This window comes from Falsirhodobacter halotolerans, from assembly GCF_022899245.1.
Lineage (GTDB): Bacteria > Pseudomonadota > Alphaproteobacteria > Rhodobacterales > Rhodobacteraceae > Falsirhodobacter > Falsirhodobacter halotolerans.
The window spans coordinates 2086676-2113665 of the sequence record NZ_JALJAZ010000001.1 but is presented as its reverse complement, the minus strand read 5'-3'; the positions used below and the strand labels follow the sequence as shown (position 1 = coordinate 2113665).

At 66.9% G+C, this 26990-nt stretch carries 28 protein-coding genes; 18 read left to right on the top strand and 10 right to left on the bottom strand.

Annotation, left to right across the window (positions count from 1 at the left end; translation table 11 throughout):
• Positions 1-59: 59 nt before the first annotated feature.
• From kdpB to MU449_RS10990, 3 genes are all read right to left on the bottom strand, one after another.
• Positions 60-2123, bottom strand: coding sequence for a potassium-transporting ATPase subunit KdpB (gene kdpB, locus MU449_RS11000; protein WP_244738136.1), 2064 nt, complete (start codon positions 2121-2123; stop codon positions 60-62).
• Positions 2124-2151: 28 nt separating this feature from the next.
• Entirely contained in the window at positions 2152-2241 is a 90-nt protein-coding gene (kdpF, locus tag MU449_RS10995) for a K(+)-transporting ATPase subunit F (protein ID WP_244738135.1), read from the bottom strand.
• 131 nt (positions 2242-2372) lie between these two features.
• Entirely contained in the window at positions 2373-3281 is a 909-nt protein-coding gene (locus MU449_RS10990) for a hydrogen peroxide-inducible genes activator (RefSeq protein ID WP_244738134.1), read from the bottom strand.
• Between the two features lie 114 nt (positions 3282-3395).
• On the opposite strand from MU449_RS10990, the gene mbhE reads away from it, so the two are divergent.
• The 7 genes from mbhE to MU449_RS10955 are packed head-to-tail and all read left to right on the top strand — an operon-like array spanning position 3396 to position 9004.
• A complete protein-coding gene (gene mbhE, locus MU449_RS10985; protein WP_244738133.1) occupies positions 3396-5639 on the top strand; it encodes a hydrogen gas-evolving membrane-bound hydrogenase subunit E in 2244 nt (747 codons plus the stop codon).
• Entirely contained in the window at positions 5636-6037 is a 402-nt protein-coding gene (locus MU449_RS10980) for an MnhB domain-containing protein (protein ID WP_244738132.1), read from the top strand. The genes mbhE and MU449_RS10980 overlap by 4 nt, the downstream gene beginning before the upstream one ends.
• Positions 6037-6411 (top strand): NADH-quinone oxidoreductase subunit K, encoded by a 375-nt coding sequence (locus MU449_RS10975; protein ID WP_244738131.1) that lies wholly within the window; start codon positions 6037-6039, stop codon positions 6409-6411. The genes MU449_RS10980 and MU449_RS10975 overlap by 1 nt, the downstream gene beginning before the upstream one ends.
• A complete protein-coding gene (locus tag MU449_RS10970; protein ID WP_244738130.1) occupies positions 6408-7925 on the top strand; it encodes a Na+/H+ antiporter subunit D in 1518 nt (505 codons plus the stop codon). Before MU449_RS10975 ends, MU449_RS10970 begins: the two co-directional genes overlap by 4 nt.
• A complete protein-coding gene (locus MU449_RS10965) occupies positions 7922-8407 on the top strand; it encodes a Na+/H+ antiporter subunit E (protein WP_244738129.1) in 486 nt (161 codons plus the stop codon). The genes MU449_RS10970 and MU449_RS10965 overlap by 4 nt, the downstream gene beginning before the upstream one ends.
• On the top strand, positions 8404-8700 hold the full coding sequence (locus MU449_RS10960; RefSeq protein WP_244738128.1) for an MrpF/PhaF family protein: 297 nt from the start codon (positions 8404-8406) through the stop codon (positions 8698-8700). Before MU449_RS10965 ends, MU449_RS10960 begins: the two co-directional genes overlap by 4 nt.
• Positions 8693-9004 carry a cation:proton antiporter gene (locus tag MU449_RS10955; RefSeq protein ID WP_244738127.1) on the top strand — a complete coding sequence of 104 codons (312 nt, stop codon included), beginning with the start codon at positions 8693-8695 and terminating at the stop codon, positions 9002-9004. Before MU449_RS10960 ends, MU449_RS10955 begins: the two co-directional genes overlap by 8 nt.
• On the opposite strand, the gene MU449_RS10950 is transcribed toward MU449_RS10955, so the two are convergent.
• Both MU449_RS10950 and MU449_RS10945 read right to left on the bottom strand, forming a co-directional pair.
• Positions 8976-10124, bottom strand: coding sequence for a 3-deoxy-D-manno-octulosonic acid transferase (locus tag MU449_RS10950; protein ID WP_244738125.1), 1149 nt, complete (start codon positions 10122-10124; stop codon positions 8976-8978). The genes MU449_RS10955 and MU449_RS10950 overlap by 29 nt on opposite strands.
• Positions 10121-10414, bottom strand: coding sequence for a DUF6476 family protein (locus tag MU449_RS10945; protein ID WP_244738124.1), 294 nt, complete (start codon positions 10412-10414; stop codon positions 10121-10123). Before MU449_RS10945 ends, MU449_RS10950 begins: the two co-directional genes overlap by 4 nt.
• Between MU449_RS10945 and MU449_RS10940 the strand changes: the two genes are divergently transcribed.
• Together MU449_RS10940 and rpoH are read left to right on the top strand one after the other, a co-directional pair.
• On the top strand, positions 10413-11453 hold the full coding sequence (locus MU449_RS10940; RefSeq protein ID WP_244738123.1) for an RluA family pseudouridine synthase: 1041 nt from the start codon (positions 10413-10415) through the stop codon (positions 11451-11453). The genes MU449_RS10945 and MU449_RS10940 overlap by 2 nt on opposite strands.
• Before the next feature lie 165 nt (positions 11454-11618).
• Entirely contained in the window at positions 11619-12512 is an 894-nt protein-coding gene (gene rpoH, locus MU449_RS10935) for an RNA polymerase sigma factor RpoH (protein WP_244738122.1), read from the top strand.
• A 43-nt stretch (positions 12513-12555) separates the two neighbouring features.
• Here rpoH and MU449_RS10930 read toward each other — a convergent pair whose 3' ends face one another.
• From MU449_RS10930 to MU449_RS10920, 3 genes are all read right to left on the bottom strand, one after another.
• Positions 12556-14376, bottom strand: a complete 1821-nt coding sequence (locus MU449_RS10930) for a M3 family oligoendopeptidase (RefSeq protein ID WP_244738119.1) — start codon at positions 14374-14376, stop codon at positions 12556-12558.
• A gap of 74 nt (positions 14377-14450) precedes the next feature.
• Complete coding sequence (locus tag MU449_RS10925) at positions 14451-16040, bottom strand: ATP-dependent DNA ligase (protein ID WP_244738118.1); 1590 nt, start codon at positions 16038-16040, stop codon at positions 14451-14453.
• Complete coding sequence (locus tag MU449_RS10920; RefSeq protein WP_244738113.1) at positions 16037-17062, bottom strand: ligase-associated DNA damage response exonuclease; 1026 nt, start codon at positions 17060-17062, stop codon at positions 16037-16039. Before MU449_RS10920 ends, MU449_RS10925 begins: the two co-directional genes overlap by 4 nt.
• Before the next feature lie 117 nt (positions 17063-17179).
• Between MU449_RS10920 and MU449_RS10915 the strand changes: the two genes are divergently transcribed.
• The 4 genes from MU449_RS10915 to MU449_RS10900 are packed head-to-tail and all read left to right on the top strand — an operon-like array spanning position 17180 to position 21076.
• Positions 17180-18571: a circularly permuted type 2 ATP-grasp protein gene (locus MU449_RS10915; protein WP_244739044.1), complete on the top strand. Its 1392-nt coding sequence runs from the start codon at positions 17180-17182 to the stop codon at positions 18569-18571.
• 4 nt (positions 18572-18575) lie between these two features.
• Complete coding sequence (locus MU449_RS10910) at positions 18576-19526, top strand: alpha-E domain-containing protein (protein WP_244738111.1); 951 nt, start codon at positions 18576-18578, stop codon at positions 19524-19526.
• Positions 19523-20320: a transglutaminase family protein gene (locus MU449_RS10905; RefSeq protein ID WP_244738110.1), complete on the top strand. Its 798-nt coding sequence runs from the start codon at positions 19523-19525 to the stop codon at positions 20318-20320. Before MU449_RS10910 ends, MU449_RS10905 begins: the two co-directional genes overlap by 4 nt.
• Before the next feature lie 30 nt (positions 20321-20350).
• Positions 20351-21076 carry a proteasome-type protease gene (locus tag MU449_RS10900; RefSeq protein ID WP_244738109.1) on the top strand — a complete coding sequence of 242 codons (726 nt, stop codon included), beginning with the start codon at positions 20351-20353 and terminating at the stop codon, positions 21074-21076.
• On the opposite strand, the gene MU449_RS10895 is transcribed toward MU449_RS10900, so the two are convergent.
• Together MU449_RS10895 and MU449_RS10890 are read right to left on the bottom strand one after the other, a co-directional pair.
• Complete coding sequence (locus MU449_RS10895; protein ID WP_244738108.1) at positions 21066-21920, bottom strand: alpha/beta fold hydrolase; 855 nt, start codon at positions 21918-21920, stop codon at positions 21066-21068. The genes MU449_RS10900 and MU449_RS10895 overlap by 11 nt on opposite strands.
• On the bottom strand, positions 21917-22201 hold the full coding sequence (locus tag MU449_RS10890) for an SCP2 sterol-binding domain-containing protein (RefSeq protein ID WP_244738106.1): 285 nt from the start codon (positions 22199-22201) through the stop codon (positions 21917-21919). The genes MU449_RS10895 and MU449_RS10890 overlap by 4 nt, the downstream gene beginning before the upstream one ends.
• A gap of 51 nt (positions 22202-22252) precedes the next feature.
• On the opposite strand from MU449_RS10890, the gene MU449_RS10885 reads away from it, so the two are divergent.
• From MU449_RS10885 to MU449_RS10865, 5 genes are all read left to right on the top strand, one after another.
• Positions 22253-22795 carry a tetratricopeptide repeat protein gene (locus MU449_RS10885; RefSeq protein ID WP_244738105.1) on the top strand — a complete coding sequence of 181 codons (543 nt, stop codon included), beginning with the start codon at positions 22253-22255 and terminating at the stop codon, positions 22793-22795.
• 5 nt (positions 22796-22800) lie between these two features.
• Positions 22801-25536: a helicase-related protein gene (locus tag MU449_RS10880; protein WP_244738104.1), complete on the top strand. Its 2736-nt coding sequence runs from the start codon at positions 22801-22803 to the stop codon at positions 25534-25536.
• Entirely contained in the window at positions 25533-25832 is a 300-nt protein-coding gene (locus MU449_RS10875) for an RNA-binding S4 domain-containing protein (RefSeq protein ID WP_244738103.1), read from the top strand. The genes MU449_RS10880 and MU449_RS10875 overlap by 4 nt, the downstream gene beginning before the upstream one ends.
• A gap of 113 nt (positions 25833-25945) precedes the next feature.
• A complete protein-coding gene (fdxA, locus tag MU449_RS10870; protein ID WP_244738102.1) occupies positions 25946-26284 on the top strand; it encodes a ferredoxin FdxA in 339 nt (112 codons plus the stop codon).
• Positions 26285-26472: 188 nt separating this feature from the next.
• The gene (locus tag MU449_RS10865) at positions 26473-26982 is read left to right on the top strand and encodes a CarD family transcriptional regulator (RefSeq protein WP_244738101.1); all 510 of its coding nucleotides are present in this window, start codon (positions 26473-26475) and stop codon (positions 26980-26982) included.
• Positions 26983-26990 lie beyond the last annotated feature (8 nt).

Below are 26990 nucleotides of genomic sequence, written 5' to 3'. Positions count from 1 at the left end.
GCGCGCCGAACACCGCCAGACCGAGGATGACATAGATGAAGCTCATATGCGGACCCTTGTTATGCCAGACCCAGCGCGGTGACGGTCACATCGATCAGCTTGATGCCGACGAAGGGAACCACCAGACCGCCCAGGCCATAGATGAGAAGATTGCGACGCAGCAGCGCGTTCGCCCCGATCGCCTTGTAGGCGACGCCCTTCAGCGCCAACGGGATCAGGACGACGATGATCAGCGCGTTGAAGATGATGGCCGACAGGATCGCGCTTTGCGGCGTGGCAAGCCCCATGACGTTCAGCGCCTGCAACGACGGATAAAGGCCGGTGAACATGGCCGGGACGATGGCGAAATACTTGGCCACGTCGTTGGAGATGGAGAAGGTGGTCAGCGCGCCGCGCGTCATCAGAAGCTGTTTGCCGATGCCCACGATCTCGATCAGCTTGGTCGGATCGCTGTCCAGATCGACCATGTTGCCCGCCTCGCGCGCGGCGACGGTGCCGGTGTTCATCGCCACGCCCACATCGGCCTGCGCCAGCGCGGGGGCGTCGTTGGTGCCGTCGCCGCACATGGCGACCAGCTTGCCCTTGGCCTGTTCGGCGCGGATCAGGTCCAGCTTGTGTTCGGGCGTGGCCTCGGCCAGGAAATCGTCCACCCCCGCTTCGGCGGCGATGGCGGCGGCGGTCATCGGGTTGTCGCCGGTGATCATCACCGTGCGGATGCCCATCTGGCGCAATTCCGCGAACCGTTCGCGGATCCCGCCCTTGACGATGTCCTTGAGATAGATGACCCCCAGAAGCTGGCCGTTGCGCACCACGACCAGCGGCGTGCCGCCGGCCTTGGCGACCTCGTCGGCGATGGCGCGGATCTCCCGCGCCTTGGTCGCCACGTTCCCATCCGCGCTGTCAGCGGCCTGGACATGGCGCAGCACCGCATCGACCGATCCCTTGCGGATGGAGGTGCCGTCGAAATCCACACCCGACATCCGGCTTTGCGCGGTGAAGGGGACGAAGGTCGCGCCCAGCCCCTGCATGTCGCGCGCGCGGATGCCGTAATTCTCCTTCGCCAGCACGACGATGGAACGGCCCTCCGGCGTCTCGTCGGCCAGCGAGGCCAGTTGCGCCGCATCCGCCAGATCGCGATCGGTCACCCCCGGCACCGGACGAAACTCGGTCGCCTGCCGGTTGCCCAGGGTGATCGTGCCGGTCTTGTCCAAGAGCAGGGTGTCGACATCGCCCGCCGCCTCCACCGCGCGGCCCGACATGGCCAGCACGTTGAACCGCACCAGCCGGTCCATCCCCGCGATGCCGATGGCCGATACCAGCGCCCCGATGGTGGTGGGGATCAGCGTGACGAACAGGGCGACCAGAACGATCACCGGCACCGCCCCGCCGGCATAGGCGGCGAAGGCCGGAATCGTCACCGTGGCCAGAACGAAGATCAGCGTCAGACCCGCCAGAAGCACGTTCAGCGCGATCTCGTTCGGGGTCTTCTGCCGTTCCGCCCCTTCGACAAGCGAGATCATGCGGTCGATGAAGGTCGATCCGGCGGCGGCCGAGATGCGGACCTTGATCCAGTCCGACAGCACCTGCGTGCCCCCCGTCACCGCCGACCGGTCCCCCCCGCTTTCCCGGATGACGGGGGCGGATTCGCCTGTGATCGCCGCCTCGTTCACCGAGGCCACGCCTTCGATCACCTCCCCGTCCGAAGGGATGATGTCGCCCGCCTCGACCAGGACGATGTCGCCGACCTTCAGGCTCTCGCCCGCCACTTCGTGCCACTGGCGGCTGTCGGCGGCATCGAGCCGTTTGGCGCTGGTGTCCGACCGCGTCTGGCGCAGGCTGGCGGCTTGCGCCTTGCCCCGCCCTTCGGCCACCGATTCCGCGAAATTGGCGAACAGAAGCGTGAACCACAGCCACAGCACGATCTGGAGCGAGAAGCCCAGGCCGGGCGCCCCCGTCACCAGATCGCGCAGGAACAGGACCGTGCACAGCGCCGACACCACCGCCACGACGAACATGACGGGGTTCTTCGACAGGATGCGGGGATCGAGTTTGACAAAGGCGCCGCGACAGGCGGGCCCAAGGATGCGGGCGTCCAGCACGCCCGCAGGTTTCGACTGGCTCATCAGAAGCTCCGGTATCGAAAAAGGGGGGTCAGAACCGCTCGGGGTAAAGAAGGGCCGCGACCAGATAGCCCGCCACCAGAACCGCGACCGCGCCGCCCAAGACATAGTCCAACGTCATACCCGTTCCCTTTTCCCTGCGGCCACGGGATCGTGGCGCGCGTCATGCCGGTAAGATGGGGCCGAACCGCATAGGAATTCGAGACGGGGCAGGGGCCCGTGAAATAGGAATCCCATAGGATTCGCCGCCCGTCAGGCGTGGGCCCACGGCCCCAGGCAGTCGCGGATCAGGCCCGCGACGTTGCGATATGTCTCCGCCCGGGGCGAGGATGTGCGCCAGGCCATGCAGATCGACCGCGACAGGGGCGTCCTGGCCAGCGGGACGGCGACGACCAGCTCCTCACGCATCACCTCCGACCGGACATAGAGCGCGGGCAGAAGCGAGATGCCCATGCCCGCCGCCACCATCTGACGCAGGGTGTCCAGCGTCGTGCCCGCATATTCGGTGGCCTGCACCGCGCCCGCCCGGCGGCAGACCTGCGCGATCTCGTCCGTCAGGGTCTTGCCGCAATCCATGGTCAGAACCGTCTCGCCCGCCAGATCGGCGATGTCGAGCGTGGGCCGCCCCGCCAGCCGGTGGTCGCGCGGAATGACGACATGCAGCGCCTCCTGCATCAGCAGCGCTGTCTCGAACCCCGCATCGGGAGGAATCTCGGGCAGAAGCAGCATGTCGTATTCCCCCATGGCCAGATGGTCGCGCAGGGCGGCGGGCCGATCCTCGCGCACCTGGATGCGCGTCTCGGCATAGGCGCGGCGCAGGGCGGGCATGGCGATGGACAGGACATAGGCGCCCACCGTGTGCACGACCCCCATGCGCAGCACGCCCTGCATCGCATGGGGATCGTCGGCGCGGGCGATGGTGCGGATGTCGTCGATCTCATCCGCGATGCGGCGGGCGCGGCGGGCGATCTCGGCCCCCACCGGCGTCAGCATGACCCGTGCGCGCGACCGTTCGACCAGACAGGTGCCCAGACGGTCCTCCAACTCGCGGATCTGAAGGCTCAGCGTGGGTTGGGTCACGTTGCACAGTTCCGCCGCCCGGCTGAAATTCAGCGTGGAGGCGACGGCGGAAAGATAGCGCAACTGTTGCAGCGTGGGCATGGGACACGTCCTTATAGGCGCAGGCTATGGATATCCGTTCGAATATCAATTTGCCTACCATGCCCACCATATCATTTAACACCCTCGAACGCTTTTTCACCGACGGACCGCTTGATGACCCACACCGCCGCGCCCGGCGCCCATCGGATTTTCGGATACCTTGCGGCCCTGGTGGCGGCCGGTGCGGCGATGCTGTTCGCGTCGATGCTGCCCACCGTGCTGGCGGGCGATACCATCATGGCCGAGATCGGCTGGGCACCGTCGATGGGCATCTCGCTGGCGTTCATGATCGACGGGTTGGCGCTGATCTTTGCCCTCCTGATCAGTGGGATCGGGGCGTTCATCTTCCTTTACGCCACGGGATACATGGGCGATCACCCGCGCTTCGGGCGGTTCGTACTGTATCTTTTCGCCTTCATGGTGGCGATGCTGGGTCTGGTGACGGCGCGCGATCTGATCACCCTGTTCCTGTTTTGGGAACTGACCAGCGTCACATCCTATCTGCTGATCGGATTCGATCACGACACTCCGCGCGCCCGGCGCAATGCGCTGCAGGCGATGCTGATCACGGCGGGGGGCGGGCTGGCGCTGCTGGCGGGGTTCATCCTGATCGGCACGGCGGCGGGCGGATACGATCTGGCGGTGATCCTGTCCGGGCCCGGATTGCAGGATCACGGCCTTTACGGCGGGATCCTGGTGCTGATCCTGCTGGGGGCGTTCACCAAATCGGCGCAGGTGCCGTTCCACGTCTGGCTGCCCAATGCCATGGCCGCGCCGACGCCGGTGTCGGCCTATCTGCATTCGGCCACCATGGTGAAGGCGGGCGTCTATCTTCTGGCGCGTCTGCACCCCGTCCTGGGCGGCACGGTGCCGTGGACGATGACGCTGACCGTGGCGGGGGCCACGACGGCGGTTCTCGCCTCGGTTCTGGCGCTGCGCCAGACGGACATGAAGCAGGCGCTGGCCTATACCACGTTGATGGCGCTGGGCACGATCACGATGTGCCTGGCCGACAGCGGGCCCTATGCCCTGACGGCGGCGATGATGTTCCTGATCGTCCATTCGCTTTACAAGGCGACGCTGTTCATGGTGGTGGGCGCGATCGACCACGGCACCGGCACGCGCGAGGTGGCGCGTCTGGGCGGCCTGCGCCATGCCATGCCGGTCACGGTGGTGGCGGCCGTTCTGGCCTGCGCCTCCATGGCGGGTCTGCCGCCCATGGTCGGATGGATCGGCAAGGAGTTGATCTATGCCGGGGCCACCACCATGACCGTGGCCCCGCTGGTGATCGTGGCCGCGCTGACGGCCAATGCGCTGATGTTCGCGGTTGCGGGCATCATCGCCCTGCGCCCGTTTTTCGGCGCGCCACGCCCCACGCCCCATCCGGCGCATGAGGCGCCGTGGCAGATGCTGGCCGGGCCGGTGGTTCTGGCCTGCCTCGGCCCGCTGGTGGGCCTGTGGGCCGAACCGCTTCTGGCCCCGCTGGTCGGCACCGCCGTCACCGGCAGTCTGGCGCAGGATCGCGCGGCGGGCCTTCATCTGTGGGCGGGGGTGAACCTGCCCCTCGCGCTCAGTCTGGCGACGTTCGCGCTGGGTGTCGCGATCTATATCCTGCGGGCGCGGGTCATCGCGGGACTGGATGCGGTGTTCGCCCGCCTGCCAGTGGCCGATGCCGCATGGGACCGGGGGCTGGACGGGTTCCGCGCCTTTGCCGCGTGGCAGACGGGCGTGATCCAGACGGGGCGGCTGACCCGCTATATGCTGGTGACGTTCGTCGTCATCGCGGCGGTGTTCGTCGCGACGCTGGTTCGGATGCCGCCCATGCTGGCCGTGTCCTCGGCCCCGTCGGCCTTTTTGTGGCTGACGGTCGGGGTGACGGCGGCGGGGGCGGCGCTGTCGCTGACCACGGCGTCGCGCATCGCGGCCATTGCCGGTCTGGGCACGATGGGCATCGGGGTCGCGGTGATCTTCATATATTTCGGCGCGCCCGATGTCGCCACGACCCAGCTGATGGTGGAGACGCTGGCCGCCGTCATGTTCGCCATCGCCGCCTTGCGCCTGCCCGCCATCGTGGAACGGCGCGGGCGGGGGCGTCAGGTGGTGCACGCGATCGTCGCGGGGGCCATCGGCGCGTCGGTCACGATCACCGTCATCGCCATTTCGGCGACGCCCATGGACCGCAGCATCACCACCTATTTCGAGGAGAATTCCTATGTTCTGGCCCACGGCCTGAACGTGGTGAACGTGATCCTCGTGGACTTCCGCGCCCTGGACACCTTCGGTGAGGTGATCGTGGTGCTTCTGGCGTCCTTCGGCGCCTTTACCGTTCTGAAACGCATACGGCGGAGCAAGACGTGAACTCACTTATCCTGACGGTCGGCACGCGGTTCCTGACGGCGCTGTTTCTGTTGTTTTCCGTGTATGTCCTGCTGCGTGGGCACAACAGCCCGGGGGGCGGGTTCATCGGCGGCCTCATTGGGGCGGCGGGGCTGGTGCTGTATGGCTTTTCCGCCGGGGTGTCGGCCGCGCGGGCGGCGCTGCGGGTCGATCCGCGCACGCTTGGCATGTGGGGGATGATCCTTGCGCTGGTGTCGGGGCTGGTATCGGCCTTTGCGGGCGCGGGGCCGTTCACCGGGCTGTGGTTCACCTTGGGCGATGTCGCCCTGTCGAACGTGCTGTTTTTCGACATTGGTGTGTATATGGCGGTGTTCGGGGCGATCCTGACCCTTGTCTTCGCGCTGGAGGAGGCGGGCTGATGGAAGCGCTTGTGGCCGTTCTGGCCGGATTTCTCGTGGCCGTCGCAATCTGGCTGATGCTGTCGGGCAACCTGTTGCGGTTCCTGTTCGGGCTCTTGCTGCTGTCCAACGGGATCAATGTGGCCATTCTGGCGGGGGGGCGGCTGACGCCCGGCGCGCCGCCGCTTCTGGGCGGGTCCGGGGCGCTTCCGCCCGACCAGATGGCGAATGCGCTGCCGCAGGCGCTCCTGCTGACGGCGATCGTCATCGGGTTCGGCCTTTTTGCCTTTGCGCTGGCGCTGACGCTGCGCGCCTATCGCACCTTCGGCCATCTGGAGGTGGATCGCATGCGTCTGGCCGAACCGCCAAGCCCGCGCGGCGGGGACATGACATGAGCTGGGTTCTTGTTTTCCCCATCCTGATCCCGTTCGCCGCGGCGGCGATCGCCTTCTTGACGCGCGCGTCGCGGCTTGGCGCCTGGGTTTCCGTCGCGGGGTCGGTGGCGGCGTTGCTGGCCGCAGGGGTGCTGACGGTCCGGGTGATCGAGGCGGGGGTCGTGGCGGGCCAGATCGGCGGTTGGGACGCGCCCTTCGGCATCACATTGGTGGCCGACCATCTGGCGGTGGCGATGGTGCTGATCACCGCCATCGTCGGGTTGGCCGTCGCGGTCTGGGCGCTGGCGGAAATCGGCCCCACCTCCGCGCGCCACGGGTATCACACCTTGTTCCAATGCCTTCTGGGCGGCGTGACGGGGGCCTTCCTGACGGGCGATCTCTTCAACCTCTACGTCTGGTTCGAGGTTCTGCTCATCTCCTCCTTCGGGCTTCTGGTCATCGGCGGCAAACGGACGGCGATCGACGGGGCGGTGAAATACGTCACGCTGAACCTCGTCTCCACCGTGCTGTTTCTGGGCGGGGCCGGGCTGCTTTACGGCGCGACCGGCACGTTGAACCTTGCCGACCTGCGGGGGGCGGTGGCGGCGGCCCCCGATCGCGGGTTGATGACGATGATCGCGATGATGCTGATGGTGGCCTTCGGCCTGAAGGCGGCGGTGTTTCCTTTGTTCTTCTGGCTGCCCGCCGCCTATCACACGCCGCATTACGCGGTGTCGGCGGTGTTCGCGGGCCTGCTGACCAAGGTGGGCGTCTATGCCCTGATCCGCATGTTCACGCTGATCTTCACCGACGATGTGGGCTACACCCACCAGATCCTTTTGTGGGTGGCGCTTCTGACCATGCTGACCGGGGTTCTGGGGGCGGCGGCGCAAAGCGACTTCCGCAAGATCCTGTCGTTCCACATCGTCAGTCAGATCGGATACATGGTGCTGGGTCTGGCGCTGATGACGCCGCTGGCGCTGATGGGGGCGGTGTTCTATCTGCTGCACCACATCATCGTGAAAACCAACCTGTTCCTGATCGCGGGCGTGTCGCGCCGTCTGACGGGATCGTCCGATCTCTATGCCATCGGCGGCCTTTATCGCACGGCGCCGCTTCTGGGGGTTCTGTTCCTGATCCCCGCATTCTCGCTGGCCGGGTTTCCGCCCCTGTCGGGCTTCTGGGCGAAATTCGTGATCGTGCGCGCCTCGCTCGACATCGGGGCGTGGCTGGTGGCGGGGGTGGCGCTGCTGGTCGGGCTGTTCACCATCTTTTCCATGACCAAGATCTGGGCCGAGGCGTTCTGGAAACCCCATCCCGACGGGCGGCAACCCCGGCTGAGCGATCTGCCGAGCGGCGCGCGGGTGCAGATGATCGGCCCCATCGCGGCGCTGGCCGCCATGACGGTGGTGATCGGGGTGTTCCCCGCGCCCTTCCTCGACTTCGCGACCACCGGGGCCGCGCAACTTCTGGACCCGACGGATTACGTCAGAACCGTGCTGCCGGAGGCCGGCATGAACGAGGTGGCACCATGAAGCTTTTCACGCTGAACCTGTTGATGGCCATCGGCTGGGCCGCGCTGTGGAACGGGTTTTCGCTGCCGAACCTGCTGATGGGGTATGCCGTGGGCTTCGTGGGGCTGTGGTGCGCCCGCGACCTGCTGCGCGGGGTGGGGGAGGGGAACTATTTCCGCGCCGTTCCCCAATCCCTGCTGCTGGCGGGGTTTTTCATAAAGGAACTGGTGAAATCCTGCGTGATGGTGGCCCGCGACTGTTTCGCCCTGCGGCCCAACCTGCATCCGGCCATCGTCCGAATGCCGCTCGACGCCCATTCGGATGCCGAGATCTTCCTGCTGGCCAACCTGATCACCCTGACCCCCGGCACCCTGACGCTGGACGTGGCCGAGGATCGCAGCTTCCTTCTCATCCATTCGATCTATGCCACGGACGAGGCGGCACTGATCCACGAGCTGAAGTCGGGAATGGAACATCGTATCGGAAAGGTATTCCGCGCATGACCCCAGAAACCTTTCAGGCAATTTGCGTGACCATCGGCCTTGTCTGCGTGGGCGTGACGATCTGTCTGGCCTGCCTGCGGCTGGCCCGGGGGCCGCGCATGGTGGACCGCGTGGTGGCGCTGGACATGGTGACCGCCGCCGTCATCACCGTCTGCGGTCTTTATGCCATCCGCACGGGGGCCGAGGCGTTTCTGGACATCGCGGTGGCGTTGGCGCTTGTCAGCTTTCTATCGGTTGTGGCGCTGGCCCGTTACGCCGAACGGCAGGTGCGTCGGGGGGATTGCGATGACTGAGGTTCTGACCGGACTCCTCGCTCTTCTGGCGGGCGGCTTTGCGCTGGCGGCGGGGTTGGGCGTGCTGCGGTTTCCCGACGCGCTGACCCGGATGCATGCCAGTTCCAAGGTGGGCAGCTTTGCCAGCGCGCTGGCGCTTCTGGCGGCGGCGGTCGATATCGGCGGCGTCAGCGCGGCCAGCCGTGCGGGCTTTGCGATCCTGTTCCTCTTGATGACCGCGCCGATCGGGGCGCATCTTCTGGGGCGGGCGGCAATGTGGCGGGCGGGCCGCGCCCCTAGACCGTCCCCGCCACGATCCGAATGACCCGGTCAGCCGCGCCGGTGTCGGGCAGAAGGGCGCGGGCCGTTTCCGCCGTGGCGGCGGGGTCCAGAAGATCCAGAAGGGGGGCCAGCGTGTCGGGGGTCACCGCCACCGCGCCGCCGCCCGCGTCCAGATCGGCGAAGACCTGTGCGAAATTCGCAACCTCCGGCCCGTGCAGGATGGCCGACCCGAAGGCGGCGGGTTCATAGGGCGTGTGCCCGCCCACGGGGGCGAAGGTGCCGCCGATCAGGGTGGCGGCGGCCATGCGATACCACAGCCCCATCTCTCCCAGCGTATCGGCGACATGGACCTGCCCACCGGGCGGATCGCCGACCGACCGGCGGGTCACGACCAGCCCGCGCGCGGCGGCCAGGGCCGCCACCTCCGCCCCACGCGCCGGATGACGGGGGGCAAGGATCAGCCACCCGAACTGCGACTGCGCCGCGAAGGCGTCGAGGATCAGCGCCTCCTCCCCCTCATGGGTGGAGGCGGCGAGCAGGGTCCGGTCGCGCGGCGCGGGCGCGTCGGGCAGGGGGCGCGGGTCGGGCGGGACGGCGGCCTTCAGCACCGCCACCGGCCCCAGCCGCGCGGGCGGCAGGCCCAGATCCACCAGACGGTCCGCACTGGCCTGATCCTGCGCGCTGACAAAGGTCAGCGCGGCCAGCATCCGCCGGATCAACGGCACCCTGGCCCAACGGCGGGCCGACCGGGCCGACATGCGCGCGCCCACGACCAGAACCGGCACCGTGCGCGCGGCCGTCAGGATGCGTTCGGGCCACAGTTCATTTTCCACCACCACCAGCGCGCTGGGGGCCTGACGCATCACCCGCGCCACCACCCAAGGCAGATCGAACGGGGCCAGCGTCGCCGTCACATGCGGCAAGGCCCAGCCCGCGACCATCGCCCGCGCGGTGGGGTTGTTGCAGGTCACGACCACCGGCCCCGTCAGCGCGGCAATCAGCGCGCGGGCCGAGGTCACCTCTCCGTTCGACGCCCCGTGCACCCAGACCGCGCCTCGGGGCCAGACCTCGCGCCCCATGCGGGCGGCGAGATGCCCGCGCCGCGCCGCGCGCCATGCCAGCACCGGCCAGGCCAGCAGCATCAGCGCACGGTAAAGGATCATTGCACCTCGACCTCTTGCCGCAGCGCGCCATCGGTTCCGAAGATGAGGATGCGGTTGTCCTCGGTCACCACCGCCGTCCAACCGCGCCCCAGCGTCACGGCCTGCGGCACCACGCCGTCGGGCAGGCGGATGGCGGCGGGCAGGGCGGGGGCGGCGGCCATCTTCGGCACCTGCGTGACAAGCAGCCAGATCACGGTTATCAGCCCACCGATCAGCACCATCGTCAGGATGGTCACCAACGCCTTCAAAAAGCCCAGACCGGGCGGCAGTCCTTGCGGAGCATCAGTCATGGGCATCCTTCCTGCGGGTCAACTTCGGGTCACGATCGGTGAGGATCCGCCCGACCGTCTTGATAAGGCCCTTCAGCGCGAGGTGCCAGAGGAAGCGGCCCTGTCGCGGTCGCGTCTGGCGCGGATGATCGCCGCAGGCGACGTGATGCGCGACGGCATCCCCGTGACCAGCGCCAAGGCCCCCGTGGCCGAGGGGGAGGTCTATGTCCTGACCCTTGCCCCGCCCGAGGCCGTGGACACGGTGGCCGAGGCGATCCCGCTGACGGTGGTGCACGAGGATGACGATCTGATCGTGGTGGACAAGCCCGTGGGCATGGTCGTGCATCCGGCCCCCGGATCGCCTTCGGGCACGTTGGTGAACGCGCTGCTGGCCCATTGCGGCGCCACGCTGTCGGGCATCGGTGGCGAACGCCGTCCGGGCATCGTGCACCGCATCGACAAGGACACGTCGGGCCTGCTGGTCGTCGCGAAATCCGACCGCGCGCATCATGGCCTGGCCGCCCAGTTCGAGGCGCATACCGTCACACGCCGGTATCTTGCGCTGATCCACGGGGTGCCGGACGCGGCCGATCCGCGCCTGCGCGGGCTGCAGGGCATCAGCTTCGAGCCGGGGCGCATCGTCCGCATCGCCACCCATCTGGACCGCCACCGGACCGACCGCCAGCGTCAGGCGGTGACCTTCCACGGCGGGCGCCACGCCGTGACCCGCGCCCGCGTGATCGAGGATTTCGGCGTGGCCGCGTTGGTGGAATGCTGGTTGGAGACGGGACGCACGCACCAGATCCGCGTGCACATGGCCTATGCCGGGCACGGGTTGCTGGGCGACCAGACCTATGGCGGCAAGCGCAAGGTGGCCGCCAAGGCGCTGGGTGCCGCGGCCGCCGAGGCGGCGGCCACCTTCCCCCGTCAGGCGCTGCACGCGGCGACGCTGGGCTTCGTGCACCCGGTGACGGGAGAGGACCTGGCCTTCGAATCCGCCCCGCCTGCGGACATGGCGGCGCTGCTGGAGACGTTGCGTGCGGGGGCGGAACAGGGCTGACGGGCCGAAACAATCCCGGCCGTCACCTTACAAATCTGAAATATCCACCCCATATCGGCCACGTTCGCGTGAGGGCGCGCAACAAAACCGCATTTTCGACGGTTTTGGCTGCATCGAGCGTTATAAGAGAACAGCCGCATCCGGCGGCGTGATGGAGGTCCGACCATGGCAAGCTATACCAACCTTCCGGCCCCGAGCCCCGAACAGGGCCTGAACCGCTATATGCAGGAAATCCGCAAGTTTCCCCTGCTGGAGCCGGAAGAGGAATACATGCTGGCCAAGCGGTGGGTCGACCACGAGGATTCGGGCGCGGCGCACCGGCTGGTCACCAGCCACCTGCGGTTGGCCGCCAAGATCGCCATGGGCTATCGCGGCTACGGTCTGCCGCAGGCGGAGGTGATCTCGGAGGCGAATGTGGGCCTGATGCAGGCGGTCAAACGCTTCGATCCCGAAAAGGGTTTCCGTCTGGCGACCTATGCCATGTGGTGGATCCGCGCCTCGATCCAGGAATACATCCTGCGGTCGTGGAGTCTTGTGAAACTGGGCACCACCAGCGCCCAGAAGAAGCTGTTCTTCAATCTGCGCAAGGCCAAGGCCAAGGTCGGCGCGCTGGAGGAGGGCGACCTGCGCCCCGAGAACGTCGCCCGCATCGCCACCGACCTGAACGTGACCGAGGCCGAGGTCATCAGCATGAACCGCCGTCTGGCCGGGTCGGACGCCTCGCTGAACGCGACGGTGGGGTCGGAAGACGGTGGCGCGCAGTGGCAGGACTGGCTGGAGGACGAGGACAGCGATCAGGCCGCCGATTATGCCGAGCGGGACGAGCTGGAAACCCGCCGCGAACTGCTGACGGAAGCGATGGACGTGCTGAACGACCGTGAAAAGGACATTCTGGTCCAGCGCCGTCTGTCGGACGATCCGGTGACGCTGGAAGACCTGTCCGACGTCTATGGCGTCAGCCGTGAGCGTATCCGCCAGATCGAGGTGCGGGCGTTCGAAAAGCTGCAGAACAAGATGCGCGATCTGGCGCGCGGCAAGGGGATGGCGATCCCCGCCTGACACCGCCGATCGGCGTGAAAAAGGGGCCTTGCGGCCCCTTTTGTCATTCTTCCATCGCTTCCAGTTCGTCGATCATTCCGGTGATCATCGACAGACCCTTGTCCCAGAAGGCGGGGTCGGACAGATCGAGGCCGAAGGGGGCCAGCAACTCCTTGTGGTGCTTCGACCCACCCGCCTTCAGCATCTCGAAATATTTGTCCTGAAAGCCCGGCTCGCCCTCGGCATAGACGGCATAGAGCGCGTTCACCAACCCGTCGCCGAAGGCATAGGCATAGACGTAGAAGGGCGAATGCACGAAATGGGGGACATAGGACCAGAAGGTCTCATACCCCTCCATGAACTCGAACGCGTCGCCCAGGGATTCCGCCTGCACGGACATCCACAGGGCGTTGATGTCGTCGGGCGTCAATTCGCCTTCCGCCCGCGCGGCGTGCAGCTTGCATTCGAAATCATAGAAGGCGATCTGGCGGACGACCGTGTTGATCATGTCCTCCACCTTGCCCGCCAGCAGGGTCTTGCGCTCGGCCTTGGTCTTGGCGGCATCCAGCAGCTTGCGGAAGGTCAGCATCTCGCCGAACACGCTTGCGGTTTCCGCCAACGTCAGCGGGGTGGAGGACAGAAGTTCCCCCTGATCCGCCGCCAGACGCTGGTGAACGCCGTGGCCCAATTCATGCGCCAGCGTCATCACGTCGCGGGGTTTGCCAAGGTAGTTGAGCATCACATAGGGGTGCACCGTGGAGACGGTGGGATGGGCAAAGGCACCGGGGGCCTTTCCGGCCTTCACGCCCGCATCGATCCAGCCATCGGTGAAGAAGGGCCGCGCCAGTTCGGCCATGCGCGGATCGAAGGCGGCATAGGCCTCGCTCACGGTCGCTCGCGCCTCGTCCCACGGGATCGTGCGCGGGGTCTCGGTCGGCAGCGGCGCGTTGCGGTCCCAGACCTGAAGCGTCTCCAACCCCAGCCATTTCGCCTTCAGCCGGTAATAGCGGTGCGACAGGCGCGGATAGGCGGCGACGACAGCATCGCGCAGCGCCTCCACCACCTCCGGCTCCACATGGTTGGACAGGTGGCGGCCGGTCTGGGGCGTCGGCATCTTGCGCCAGCGGTCCTCGATTTCCTTTTCCTTCGCCAGCGTGTTGTGGATGCGGGCGAACAGCTTGACGTTCTTGTCGAACACCGAAGCCAGCGCCCGCGCGGCGGCCTCGCGCTTGGCGCGATCGGTGTCGGTCAGAAGGTTGAGGGTGGATTCGAGGTTCAGCTCCTCCCCATCGACGGTGAACATCATGCCGGCGGTGGTTTCATCAAACAGACGGTTCCACGCGGCGGCGCCCACGGTGGACTGGTCGTGCAGGAACGTCTCCATCTCGTCCGACAGCTGATGCGGGCGCATGGCGCGCATCCGTTCGAACACCGGACGATAGCGGGCAAGGTCGGCATTCGCCGCCAGCAGCCCGTCCAGATGCGCGTCGTCCAGACGGTTGAATTCCAGACTGAAGAACACGAGCGCGCTGGTGTCGTTGGTGATCCGGTCCTGAATGTCGGCCATGAACTTCGCGCGTTCGCTGTCCATGGTGTTCTGGTAATAGCGCAGACCGGCATAGGACATGAGACGACCGGCGGTGATGTCGATCTCCTCATAGGCCCGGACGCAGGTCAGAAGGCCCGCCGCGTCCAGATCCGCCAGCTTGCCGCGATAGCGGTCGGCAAAGGCCACGCATTCGGCCTGAAGCCGGTCCAGATCCTCGCGCACCTCTGCCGCGTCGGGGGCGGGATAGAGGTCGGTCAGGTTCCATTCCGGCAACTGCCCCATGCCCCCGCCGCGTGTGTTGGCATCGAAAACGGGGCGGGGCAGGGGCAATGTCATGTCGTATCCTTTGCTTTTGCCCATCATGTAGGGCGACGGGGGGCGAGGCCACAAGGGGCAGCCGGGCAGGGGTGTCAGGAATGCTGGGCCAGCAGGTCCTTCAGGCTGTCCAGCGTGTCGATCTCGGCCACCGGCTTGTCCTGCCGCCAGCGCAACATGCGCGGGAACCGCAGGGCGATGCCCGATTTGTGGCGGGGGGAGGCCTGGATCCCTTCGAACGCGATCTCGAACACTTGTTCGGGCGGAACGCGGCGGACGGGGCCGAATTTTTCCAGCGTGTTGCGGCGGACCCAGCGGGTGATCTCGTTGAACTCGGCATCCGTCAGGCCGGAATAGGCTTTGGTGAAGGGCACCAGCGCCTCTCCGTCGCGCACGGCGAAGGTGAAGTCGGTGAACAGGTTCGCCCGCCGTCCGCTGCCCGACTGGGCATAGAGCATGACGCAATCGACGGTGAACGGGTCGAGCTTCCACTTCCACCAATCCCCGCGCTTGCGGCCCACATGATAGGGGGAGGACAGGCGTTTCACCATCAGCCCCTCCGACACCTTGTCCCGCGCGGTGGCGCGGATGCCCGCCAGATGCGCCCAGTCGTCGAAGGGCACGGTGGGCGAGGGGCCGATGGGCAGACCCTTCGGCAGGGCGGCCAGCAGCGCCTCCAGCCGCGCGCGGCGGTCGGACAAAGGCAGGGGACGCAGATCCACCCCGCCCTGTTCCAAGAGGTCATAGGCCAGAAGATGGGCCGGGGCCTCCTCCATCAGCTTTTTCGACACGTTCAGCCGCCCGATGCGGCGTTGCAGGCGGGCGAAGGGGAAGGGGCGGGTCTTGTCCCAGGCCAGAACCTCGCCGTCGATCACGGTGCCGTCGGGCAGGAAATCGGCCAGGGGGGCGAAATCGGGGAAGCGGTCGGTGATCAGATCCTCCCCCCGCGACCACAGGGCGAAGGTGTCGCCGCGCCGGATCATCTGGCCGCGGATGCCGTCCCATTTCCATTCCGCCTGCCAGTCCGCCGGATCGCCCAGCGTCTCCGGATCGTCCAGCGCGGTGGCAAGGGCAAAGGGATAGGGGCGCGCCCCTTCGGCCGTCGGATCGGCGCATTCGATCAGGCGCGCCCAGTCGGTCGTGGCGGGAGTCCAGTCGCCCATCAGCCGGTGGGCAAGCTCGGTCTCGGCAAGTCCCGTCGCCTGCGCCAGCGCGCGGGTCATCAGCCCCTGGCTGACCCCCATGCGAAACCCGCCGGTGATCAGCTTGTTGAACAGGAACCGCTCCCCCGTCTCCAGCCGGTCCCACGCATCGAGGATCGCGGCGCGGCGCTGATCGGCCGGTGCGCCGGTGATGGCGATCAGGTCCTCGATCCAGTCGGCCAGCGGGCGATCCGACCGCCGCGTGGCGGGGGGCAGGACAAGGCTGATCGTCTCCGACAGATCGCCGACGATGGGATAGGCTTCCTCGAACAGCCACAGGGGAATGCCCGCCGCATCGGCGGCCCATTGGCGAAGTTCGGTGGAATTGACCGCGCGTTTTGGACGGCGACCGGACAGAAGGGCGATGGTCCAGACGCGGTCGGCCTCGGGCGCCTCGCGGAAATAATCGGCCAGGGCCGCGACCTTGGCGGTGGTCTTGGTCGTGCGGTCCAGCGCGTCGAACAGGGCGAAGAAGCGGATCATTCCAGAAGCTCCACATCGTCCTCGGTCTCGGTCTCGTCCCCCTCGTATTGCGTCTCGACAATGCCTGCGTCGTAGCCTTGTTCCTCCAGCCAGCGGCGCATTGGCTGGACATAGCCGTGGGTGACGAAGACGCGTTCGGCCCCCGTGGCGCGGATCGCCTCGTTCAGGCCGGTCCAGTCGGCATGGTCGGACAGCACGAACCCCTGGCTGAGGCCCCGCCGCCGCCGCACCCCGCGCAGCGCCATCCAGCCCGAGGCGAAGGCCTGCGCCGCGCCCTTGAACCGCCCCGCCCAAGGGGTGTTCAGCGCGGATGGGGGCGCCACGACCAGCGCGCCGGGATGGGTGGCCCCCGTCACCTCCGGCCCCGCCCAGACGGTGTCAGGCAAGGCCAGCCCCTGATCCCGCAGCACGCGGTTGGTCGCCTCCACCGCGCCATGGGTCAGGATCGGGCCGATATTCGCATCCACATTCGCAAGGATGCGCTGCGCCTTGCCCAGCGAATAGGCCCCGATGATCGAGGTCCGCCCTTGGGCCGCGTTCGCCGCCCACCAGCGGTTCACGTCGGCCATGATCTCCGCCTGCGGCCGCCAGTTGAACACCGGAAGGCCAAAGGTGCATTCGCTGATGAAGGCGTGGCAGCGCACGGGGGTGAACGTCTCGCACAGCCCGTCGGGTTCGGTTTTGTAATCGCCCGACACGACCCAGACCTCGCCCCCCACCTCAACCCGGATCTGTGCCGAGCCGGGAAGGTGCCCCGCCGGATGGAACGAGACCTCGGCATCGCCGATGCGGCGCACCTCGCCGAAGGTCACCGTGTCCCCCCGGATCGCGCCCAGACGGTGGCGCATCACCGGCATCGCCACATCCGTCGCGAGATAGCGGTTGTGCCCGCCCCGCGCATGGTCCGAATGGCCGTGCGTGATAAGCGCGCGGTCCACCGGACGCCACGGATCGATGAAAAAATCACCCGCGGGACAATAGATGCCGCGGTCGGTGAAGGTCAGGACCGGTTCTTGCGCCATGCGTGGTGAAATAATCCGTGCCAAGGCGCAATCCACTGTTAGACTTCGGGGAACACCAAGCCAGATATTGGTGATACCAGCAGGGGTTCGCGGACAGTGACGGCCTATTTCAACGAGATGTTCGACCGGGGTCAGGTGCGCGCGCCTTATGTCGGTCTGGATGGCTGGACCCGCGCCATGCCGTCCGAATTGCGGCACATGAAACAGGCCGAGGCCGAGGCGCTGTTCCGCCGCATCGGCATCACCTTTGCGGTCTATGGCGAAGGCGGCGATCCCGATCGGCTGATCCCCTTCGACATGTTCCCCCGCGTCTTTGCCGCCGCCGAATGGGCGCGGCTGGAACGCGGGATCAAGCAGCGCGCCCGCGCGCTGAACGCCTTTCTGGTCGATGTCTATGGGCGCGGCGAAATCGTGCGCGCGGGCCGCATTCCCGCGCATCTGGTATATCGCAACGCCGCGTTCGAAAAGGCGGTGGTGGGGTTTCTGCCGCCCAAGGGCGTCTATTCCCACATCGTCGGCATCGATCTGGTCCGCACCGGCCCGGACGAATTCTTTGTCTTGGAAGACAACTGCCGCACGCCGTCGGGTGTCAGCTACATGCTGGAAAACCGCGAGATCATGATGCGGATGTTCCCAGACCTGTTCCGCGAAAACCGGATCGAGCCGGTGGACAATTATCCGGCGCTTCTGCGTCGCACCCTCGCCTCGGTCGCGCCGCAGAAATGCGAGGGGGAGCCGACGATCGTCATCCTGACCCCCGGCCATTTCAACTCCGCTTATTACGAGCACAGCTTTCTGGCCGACATGATGGGCGTGGAACTGGTGGAAGGGCAGGATCTGTTCGTTGAGGGTGAATACGTCTTCATGCGCACGACCGAAGGGCCCAAGCGCGTGGACGTGATCTATCGCCGGATCGACGACGCCTTTATCGACCCGCTGTGCTTCCGCCCCGACAGCATGTTGGGGATCCCGGGGCTGATGGACGTCTATCGCTCGGGCGGGGTGAACATCTGTTCCTGCCCCGGCGCGGGCGTGGCGGATGACAAGGCCGTCTATACCTATGTGCCGGAGATGGTGCGGTTCTATCTGGGGGAGGAGCCGATCCTGAAGAACGTGCCCACATGGCAATGCGCCAAGCGGGACGAGCTTCTCTATGTCCTCGACAACATGGCCGATCTGGTCGTGAAGGAGGTGCATGGCTCGGGCGGCTATGGCATGCTGGTGGGGCCGAAATCGACCGGCGACCAGATCGCAGCCTTTCGCGCGCGGGTGGCGGACAACCCCGAGAATTACATCGCCCAGCCGACGCTGGCGCTGTCCACCACGCCTACCTTCGTCAACGAAGGGGTGGCGCCGCGCCATGTGGACCTGCGCCCCTATTGCCTTGTGGGGGAGCGGGTGGAACTGGTCCCCGGCGGGTTGACGCGCGTGGCACTGACCGAAGGGTCGCTTGTCGTGAACTCGTCGCAGGGCGGCGGGGTCAAGGACACTTGGGTTCTGGCGGAGTGATGACATGCTGAGCCGGACCGCCGACAACCTCTTCTGGATCGCCCGCTATATGGAACGGGCCGAAAACACCGCCCGCCTGCTGGAGGTGGGGGATCGCATCTCGCTCATCCCCTCCGTTCATGGGTATCGCAACGAATGGGACAGCCTTCTGCGCGCCTCGGGCAGCGCGGACGGGTTTGCCCAGAAATACGACGATCCCGTGGCGCGGAACATCGAAAGCTATCTGTTCTTCGATCCGGGGAACCCGTCCTCGGTCGCCTCCTGCCTGAAACAGGCGCGGGAGAATGCGCGGATCGTCCGCACCGCCCTGACGACGCAGGTCTGGGACGCGCTGAACACCGCGTTTCAGGAACTCAAGCAGATCGAACGGCGGCCCCGGTCGGAACTTGACCTGACCGAGATGACGGAATGGGTCACGCAGAAGACCGCCACCGTGCGCGGCGCGATCATGGCGACGCTTTTGCGCAACGACGGGTGGGATTTCCTGAACCTCGGCTATGCGCTGGAGCGGGCGGATGCGACGGCGCGGCTGATCGACGTGAAGTATTACGTCCTGCTGCCGCGGGTGGAGTTCGTGGGCTCCGGCCTCGACAATTACCAGTGGATGACGCTGTTGCGCGCGCTGTCGCTGCACCGGGCGTTCAACTGGAGTTATGCGGGCGATCTGACGGCCCGGAAGATCGCGGATTTCCTGATCCTGAACCCGCAGAACCCCCGCGCGCTGACCACCAGCATGGAGGCGGTGAACATGGCGCTGGACCGCATCGCCAAGGCCTATGGCCGCGAGACGGAGGCGCAGGATTGCGCGCGCCGGATGCTGGCCGACCTGTCCGCCACCGACCCCGACGCGATCTTCGACGAAGGGATGCACGAATTCGTCACCCGCTTCATCAACGACGCCGGCCGGCTCAGCGCGTCGGTCGCGGCCACCTATCTGACGGGGGATGCCCGATGATCCTGACGGTCGAACATGTCACCCGCTATGTCTATGACATGCCGATGCGGGGGCTGGTGCAAAGCCACCGCCTGCGCCCGTCGGACCATGACGGGCAGACGGTGCTGGACTGGGACGTGACGGTCACCGATGGGCTGCGCGGCGGCAGTTTCCGCGACGGGGCGGGCGATCTGAACGAAAGCTGGTCGGTCAGCGGCCCGGTGTCGGAGGTGGAGATCCGCGTGTCCGGCCGGGTGCGGACCGAGGATCGCGCCGGCGTCCTGCGCGGGCTGCGCGAGACGGTGCGGCCCGAATGTTATCTGCGCGAAACGCCCTTCACCCGCCCCGACCGCGAATTGCGTGCCATGGGCGACGCGGTGGAGGGGATGCCGGAACTGCAGGCGGCCCATGCGCTGGCCGAGCGGGTGGCCCGGGCGATCGTCTGGACGCCGGGGGCGACGGATGCGGGCACCACGGCGGCGCAGGCGCTGGCGCGGGGGAAGGGGGTCTGTCAGGACCACGCCCATGCGGTGATCGCCGTCGCGCGCCATGTGGGCATTCCCGCCCGCTATGTCTCGGGCTATCTTCTGGCCGAGAATGTGCAGGATGCCGCCCATGCCTGGGCCGAGCTGTATGTGGGCGGTCTGGGCTGGGTCGGGTTCGATGCGGCCAACGCCTGTTGCCCGAACGCGAATTACATCCGCCTGGCCTCGGGGCTTGACGCGCAGGACGCGGCCCCGATCCGCGGCTCATCACGCGGAGGTGGTCAGGAAACGCTGGATGTGACGGTTGCGGTCCGGCAGGCACAGCAATAATGTCGCGGACCTGACGACTGCGGAGCTGTGATGACCTATTGCGTGGGCCTTCTTCTGAATGAGGGCATGGTGCTTTTGTCCGACACCCGAACCAATGCGGGGTTGGACAACATTGCCATCTACCGCAAGATGTTCGTGTTCGAGGAACCGGGCGAACGGGTGATTGCGGTGATGACCGCAGGATCGCTTTCGATCACGCAGACGACGCTGGCCCGTCTGCGCGAACAGATCAGCGATCCCGACGCGGATGCCACCACCTCCATCATGCAGGCGCCGACCATGCTGAAAGTGGCCGAGATCATCGGCAACATGCTGGCCGAAGTGCGGGCCGATGTGGACGAGAAGTTCGCGGCGATGGACCAGAGCGCGTCGGCCAGCATGATCGTCGCGGGGCAACGTGCGGGCGGGGACATGCGGATGTTCCTCATCTATCCCGAGGGGAATTTCATCGAGGCGACCGAGGATACCCCCTATCTCCAGATCGGCGAGCACAAATACGGCAAGCCGATCCTTGACCGTGTGGTGCGGCGCCAGACCTCGCTGGCCGATGCGAGGAAGGCGGTCCTTTTGTCGATGGATTCGACGTTGCGGTCGAACCTGTCGGTGGGGATGCCGCTGGATATGGCGCTGATCAAGAAGGACGAGTGCCGCGTGGCCGAACACAAGCGGATCGAGGCGGGCGACCCCGTCTTCCGCGAGATGTCGGAGGCGTGGTCCATCGCGCTGCGCGACGCGTTCGTGCGGATCACCGTCTGAACAAATCCTCGGCGGCGGTCAGGAAGGCCGACCGCAGGGGTTCGCGTTCCATCATCACCTCATGCTCCGCCCCGTCCAGCAGGGTGAAGCCCGCGCCGGGCCAGCGGGCCATGCGCGCGCGGATCGACGTTACGTGGACCACCCGTTCGTGGCTGCCCACCATCGCCAGCGCGGGGATGGCGGGGGATTTCATCCGCGCCAGCGCCCGCATCTCGCGCAGGGCCGCGCTCAGCCAGCCCAGACTGGGGCCGCCCACCATCCGGTCGGGCATGGTCCGCGCCTCCTCGCGCAGACGCTCGAACACCGTCGCGTCGGAGGTGAGGATGTTGCCCGCAAAAGGCGCATCCAGCACATAGGGATGCGCCCCCAAGCCGGGGATCGGCACATGCCCCCGCACGACCAACCGCCCGCTGCCCGCCATCAAGGGCGCAAAGGGGCGGACGAAGCCTGCCATCGGCAGCCCCCACATCGGTGCGCTGAAGGCCACGGCGGCGGGGCGCGCGCCATTGACCAGCCAGCGCAGCGCGATGCACCCGCCCATGGAATGCGCGATGACGAACACGCGCCCGGTCACCAGGGTCAATGCGGCGCGCAGGTCGCGCTGATACTGGTCGAAATCCTGCACATGCCCGATCATCGGATCGGCCAGCGCCCGGTCCGACCCACCTTGCCCCCGCCAGTCGAAGGTGACCACGGAAAACCCGCGCGCCTGAAGATGGTCGATGACGGAGTGGTATTTTTCGATATATTCGCTGCGGCCCTGCAGGATGAGGACGGTGTCCGGCCCGCCCTCCCACCTTTGGGCGCGGATGTTGACCCCGTCCTCGGTGCGCAGCGCGATCAACTCAGCGCCTGCCCCAGACGCATGGCGGCGGGCATCGGGCCGTCCACCTTCAGCCGTCCGGTCATGAAGGCGGTGGCGGGCTTCAGCCGCCCTTCCAGAAGCGCGCGGAAATCGTCGGCGCTGGCGGTCAGGGTGACCTCCGCCGGGCCCTCGCCCTCCCGCACGCCGGTGGCGTCGGCCAGGATCGTCCCTTCGCCCAGCACCACGAATTTCGCCGTGCCGTCGAACGAGGCCAGCCGTGCGCCCAGACGGTCCACCGCCTTGTCGATCACCCGTGCCATGCGCGCATTCCCCCGTCTGGTAATTTCCACATTCGGCGTTACCTTGGGAATATGAACGCGCGCAATCCGATTTTCCACCTTTCGCTGGCGGTATGTCTGGCCGCCGCCCCCGTGGGGGCCGCGCCGCTGGACGATCTTTACGACGCGCTGCGCACGGCCCCCCCCGAAGACGCCCCGCGCCTTCAGGCCGAGGTGGAGGCTGAATGGTCCCGCTCCGGCTCGGCCGCGATGGATCTGCTGTTGGAACGCGGGCGCGCGGCGCTGGATCTGGGCGATCCGGGCGGGGCGTTGCCGCACCTGACCGCGCTGACCGATCACGCGCCCGACTTTGCCGAAGGGTGGAGCATGAAGGCCCTTGCGCTGGCGCAACTGGGCCAGACCGGCCCCGCGCTGGCCGACCTGCGGCGGGCGCTGATCCTCGACCCCCGCCATTTCGGGGCCATTCTGGGACTGGCCGTGATGATGGAAGACATGAACCGCCCCGAACAGGCCATCGACGCCTATGAGTTGATCCTGACCATCCACCCCAATGCGACCGAGGCGCAGGCCGGTATCGACCGGCTGCGCGCCACCACCGACGGTCCGGAGATTTAAGACAGATGCGTCAGAACGGGCGGGTCACGGCGGTCCTTGGGCCGACCAACACCGGCAAGACCCATTACGCCATCCAGCGGATGCTGGGCCACCGCACCGGTGTCATCGGCCTGCCGCTGCGCCTTCTGGCGCGCGAGGTCTATGACCGCATCGTCGCGCAACGTGGCCCCTCGGTCGTGGCGCTGGTGACGGGGGAGGAGCGCATCGTTCCCGAACGGACCCAGTATTGGGTCTGCACGGTGGAGGCGATGCCGATGGACATCGGCGCCGATTTCGTCGCCATCGACGAAATTCAGGTGTGCGGCGATCCCGAACGCGGCCATGTCTTCACCGACCGCCTGCTGCGCGCCCGCGGCCTGCACGAGACGCTGTTCCTGGGGTCGGAGGTGATGCGCGGGGCGATCGCCGGTCTGGTGCCGGGGGTGGAGTTTCTGCGGCGGGACCGGTTTTCCACCCTGACCTATACCGGGTCGAAGAAGATCAGCCGGATGCCGCCGCGCAGCGCCATCGTCGGGTTTTCGGTGGACAACGTCTATGCCATCGCCGAACTGATCCGCCGCACCAAGGGCGGGTGCGCGGTGGTGATGGGCGCACTGTCGCCCCGCACGCGCAACGCGCAGGTCGATCTTTATCAGAACGGGGACGTGGATTATCTGGTGGCGACGGACGCCATCGGCATGGGGCTCAACCTCGACGTGAAGCATGTGGCGTTTTCGGCCACGGAAAAGTTCGACGGCCGCCGGATGCGCCCCCTGTTCCCGCACGAACTTGCGCAGATCGCGGGGCGCGCGGGGCGGCACACCGAACCCGGCACCTTCGGCGTCACGGGCGAGGCGGGACCGCTGGAGCCGGAGGTGGTGGCCGCCATCGAGGACAGCCGCTTCGCCCCCATCCGCAAGCTGCAATGGCGCAACGAGGCGCTGGAGTTCGGCACCGTGGACCGGCTGATCGCCAGCCTTGAGGCCTCCACCCAGAACCCGTGGCTGACCCGCACGCGCGAGGCGGACGATCTGCACGCGCTGAAGGCGCTGGTCGCCATGCCGGAGATCGCCGACCGCGTCCGCAGCCCGCAGGCGGTGCGCCTGTTGTGGGATGTGTGCTGCGTGCCCGATTTCCGGGGCAAATCGGGCGGCGAACATACCAGCCTGCTGTCGAAGATCTTCGGCTTTCTGCAGGGGGGGCGTGTGCCGCAGGACTGGCTGGCCGGGGTAATCGGTCGCATCGATCGGGTGCAGGGGGATATTGACACCCTCTCGCGCAGGTTGGCTTATATTCGCACCTGGACCTATGTCGCGCAGCGCAAGGGCTGGGTGGAGAACGAATCCCATTGGCGGGAGGAGACTCGCGCGGTAGAAGATCGGCTGTCGGATGCGCTGCATGCGCAGTTGACCCAACGATTTGTCGATCGGCGCACATCCGTGCTGATGCGCCGGTTGAAACAGAAGGAGACCCTCGTGGCCGAGGTGAACGACAAAGGCGAAGTGACGGTCGAAGGCGAATTCGTCGGCCGACTTGAGGGGTTCCGTTTCCGTCAGGATGCGTCCAGCTCCCCGGACGAGGCGAAGACGCTGGCGCAGGCCGCCTATCAGGCGCTGCGGCCGGAGTTCCACCTGCGGGCGGATCGTTTCTATAACGCGCCGGATACCGAGATGGACTTCACCGAACAGGGTGGCCTGATGTGGGGCGATCAGGCGGTGGGCAAGCTGGTCGCGGGCAGCGACCCCTTGAAGCCGCAGGTGGAGGCCTTCGTGGACGAGGAAGCGGGCCATGACGTGACCGAGAAGGTCAAGCGTCGCCTGCAGCACTTCATCGACCGCCGCGTGGCGGCCCTGTTCGAACCGCTGACGAACATGGGCCGGGACGAGACGCTGACGGGCCTTGCCCGCGGGTTCGCCTTCCGCCTGGTCGAAGGTTTGGGCGTCCTGCCCCGCGACGGCATCGCCGCCGAGGTGAAGGCGCTGGACCAGGAGGCGCGCTCTGCCCTGCGCAAGCATGGCGTGCGGTTCGGGCAGTTCACGGTGTTCCTGCCCCTGATGCTGAAACCCGCGCCGACGCGCCTGCGTCTGGTGCTGTGGTCGCTGTCCAAGGGTCTGAACGAGTTTCCCGAAAGCCCGCCCCCCGGTCTGGTCACGATCCCCAATGTCGAGGGCGTCCCGCGCGAGCATTACATGCTGGCCGGCTATCACCCCGCCGGGGCGCGGGCGATCCGCATCGACATGCTGGAACGTCTGGCCGATCTTCTGCGCAACCATGACAGCCGCGCCGGGTTCGAGGCGACGCCGGACATGCTGTCGATCACCGGCATGACGCTGGACCAGTTCGCCGACCTGATGGGCGGTCTCGGCTACAAGGCCGAAAAGGGCGAACGTGCCAAGACCCGCACGACCCCGCCGGTCGCGACCGATCCCGAGGCCCCCGCAAACCCGATCCCGGAGGAGGAGACCGCCGGTGCCGCCCCCGAGGAGGAGGCCGCCCCCGAGATGGAGGCGTTCTATATCTTCACATGGGCGCCCCGCCGTCGCGATCCCGCCCCGCGGCCCGAACGCCCGCAGGGCAATCGCCCGCCGAAGAAGGACGGCGACCGCGCCCCGCGCAAGGACGGCGGCAAGCCCAAGGGCAACCGACCGGACCGGGGGGACCGCAAGGACAAGCCCCGTCAGTTCGAAGCGCGCCCCGAGCGGCCCGCCAAGATCGATCCCGACAACCCCTTCGCGGTTCTGGCCGCGCTGAAAAAGGGTTGATCGGCGACCGTCCGACCACGCGCCTGGACAAATGGCTGGTCCAGGCGCGGTTCTTCAAGACGCGCAGCCTGGCCCTTGCCGTGATCACGGCGCGGCATGTCCGCATCAACGGGCAAAAGGCGTCCAAACCCTCGGCCCATGTGGGGCAGGGGGACACGCTGACCTTCCCTCAGGGCAACCGGATTCGGGTGGTGCGGGTGATGGGTCTGGCCGAACGGCGCGGCCCGGCATCCGAGGCCCAGGGCCTGTATCTGGACCTGAACGCCGTTCCACCGCCCGACGCGTTGTCGGATTGATGTTCCGCCCCCGGGGCTCTGGCCTGTAAGGTCGTCTTTCCCGCCCGGCCCGCCTTGCCCTTTGGCCCCGACCGGCATAAATGTCGCGGCGATCATCCCGCCGGAGCCTTGCCATGACCTATGTCGTCACCGACAACTGCATCGCCTGCAAATACACCGATTGTGTCGAGGTGTGTCCGGTCGACTGCTTCTATGAGGGTGTGAACACGCTGGTCATCCATCCCGACGAATGCATCGATTGCGGCGTGTGCGAACCCGAATGCCCCGCCGATGCGATCCGCCCCGACACCGAGCCGGACATGGAGAAATGGGTGGAGTTCAACCGCAAGTATGCCGAGCAGTGGCCCGTCATCACCCAAAAGCGCGACGCGCTGCCCGATCACGAGGCGCGGGACGGCGAGGCGGGCAAGCTGGAGAAATACTTCGATCCCGCACCGGGCGAGGGCAACTGACCCTCCGCGGCGGGGATGTTGGAATCGCCCGAATTCTGTGGTATACCTTGGGCAAGATCTGATGTCCGGGGCGCCTTTCAGACGCCTCATGGTGAAAAAGGCCCGTTTTCCATCGACATTCCATCTCTCCCCCCGAAGCCTTGCTGTCGGGAGGGGATGTCGTTGGCGGGCGAGTGTCGAGGAAACGCATGACCAAAGCCAAGAAGCCCGAATTCCGTCCCGATGATTTCGTCGTCTATCCCGCGCATGGCGTGGGCAAGATCATCTCGATCGAGGAGCAGGAGATCGCGGGGCTGAAGCTCGAACTCTTCGTCGTGTCGTTCGAGAAGGACAAGATGACCCTGCGCGTGCCCACCCACAAGGCCACCGAGATCGGGATGCGGTCGCTCTCGGCCCCCGATGTGGTGGCCAAGGCGCTGGATACGCTGAAGGGCAAGGCGCGGGTCAAGCGCGCCATGTGGTCGCGCCGCGCGCAGGAATACGAACAGAAGATCAACTCGGGCGATCTGATGTCGATCGCCGAGGTGGTGCGCGACCTGCACCGTTCGGACGATCAGCGCGAGCAGTCCTATTCCGAACGTCAGCTGTATGAATCGGCGCTGGAGCGGTTGACCCGTGAGGTCGCGGCGGTGTCCGGCACGGACGAAGCGGGCGCGCAGCGGCAGGTGGGCGAGGTTCTGACGAACCGCGCGGCCTGATCAAGATC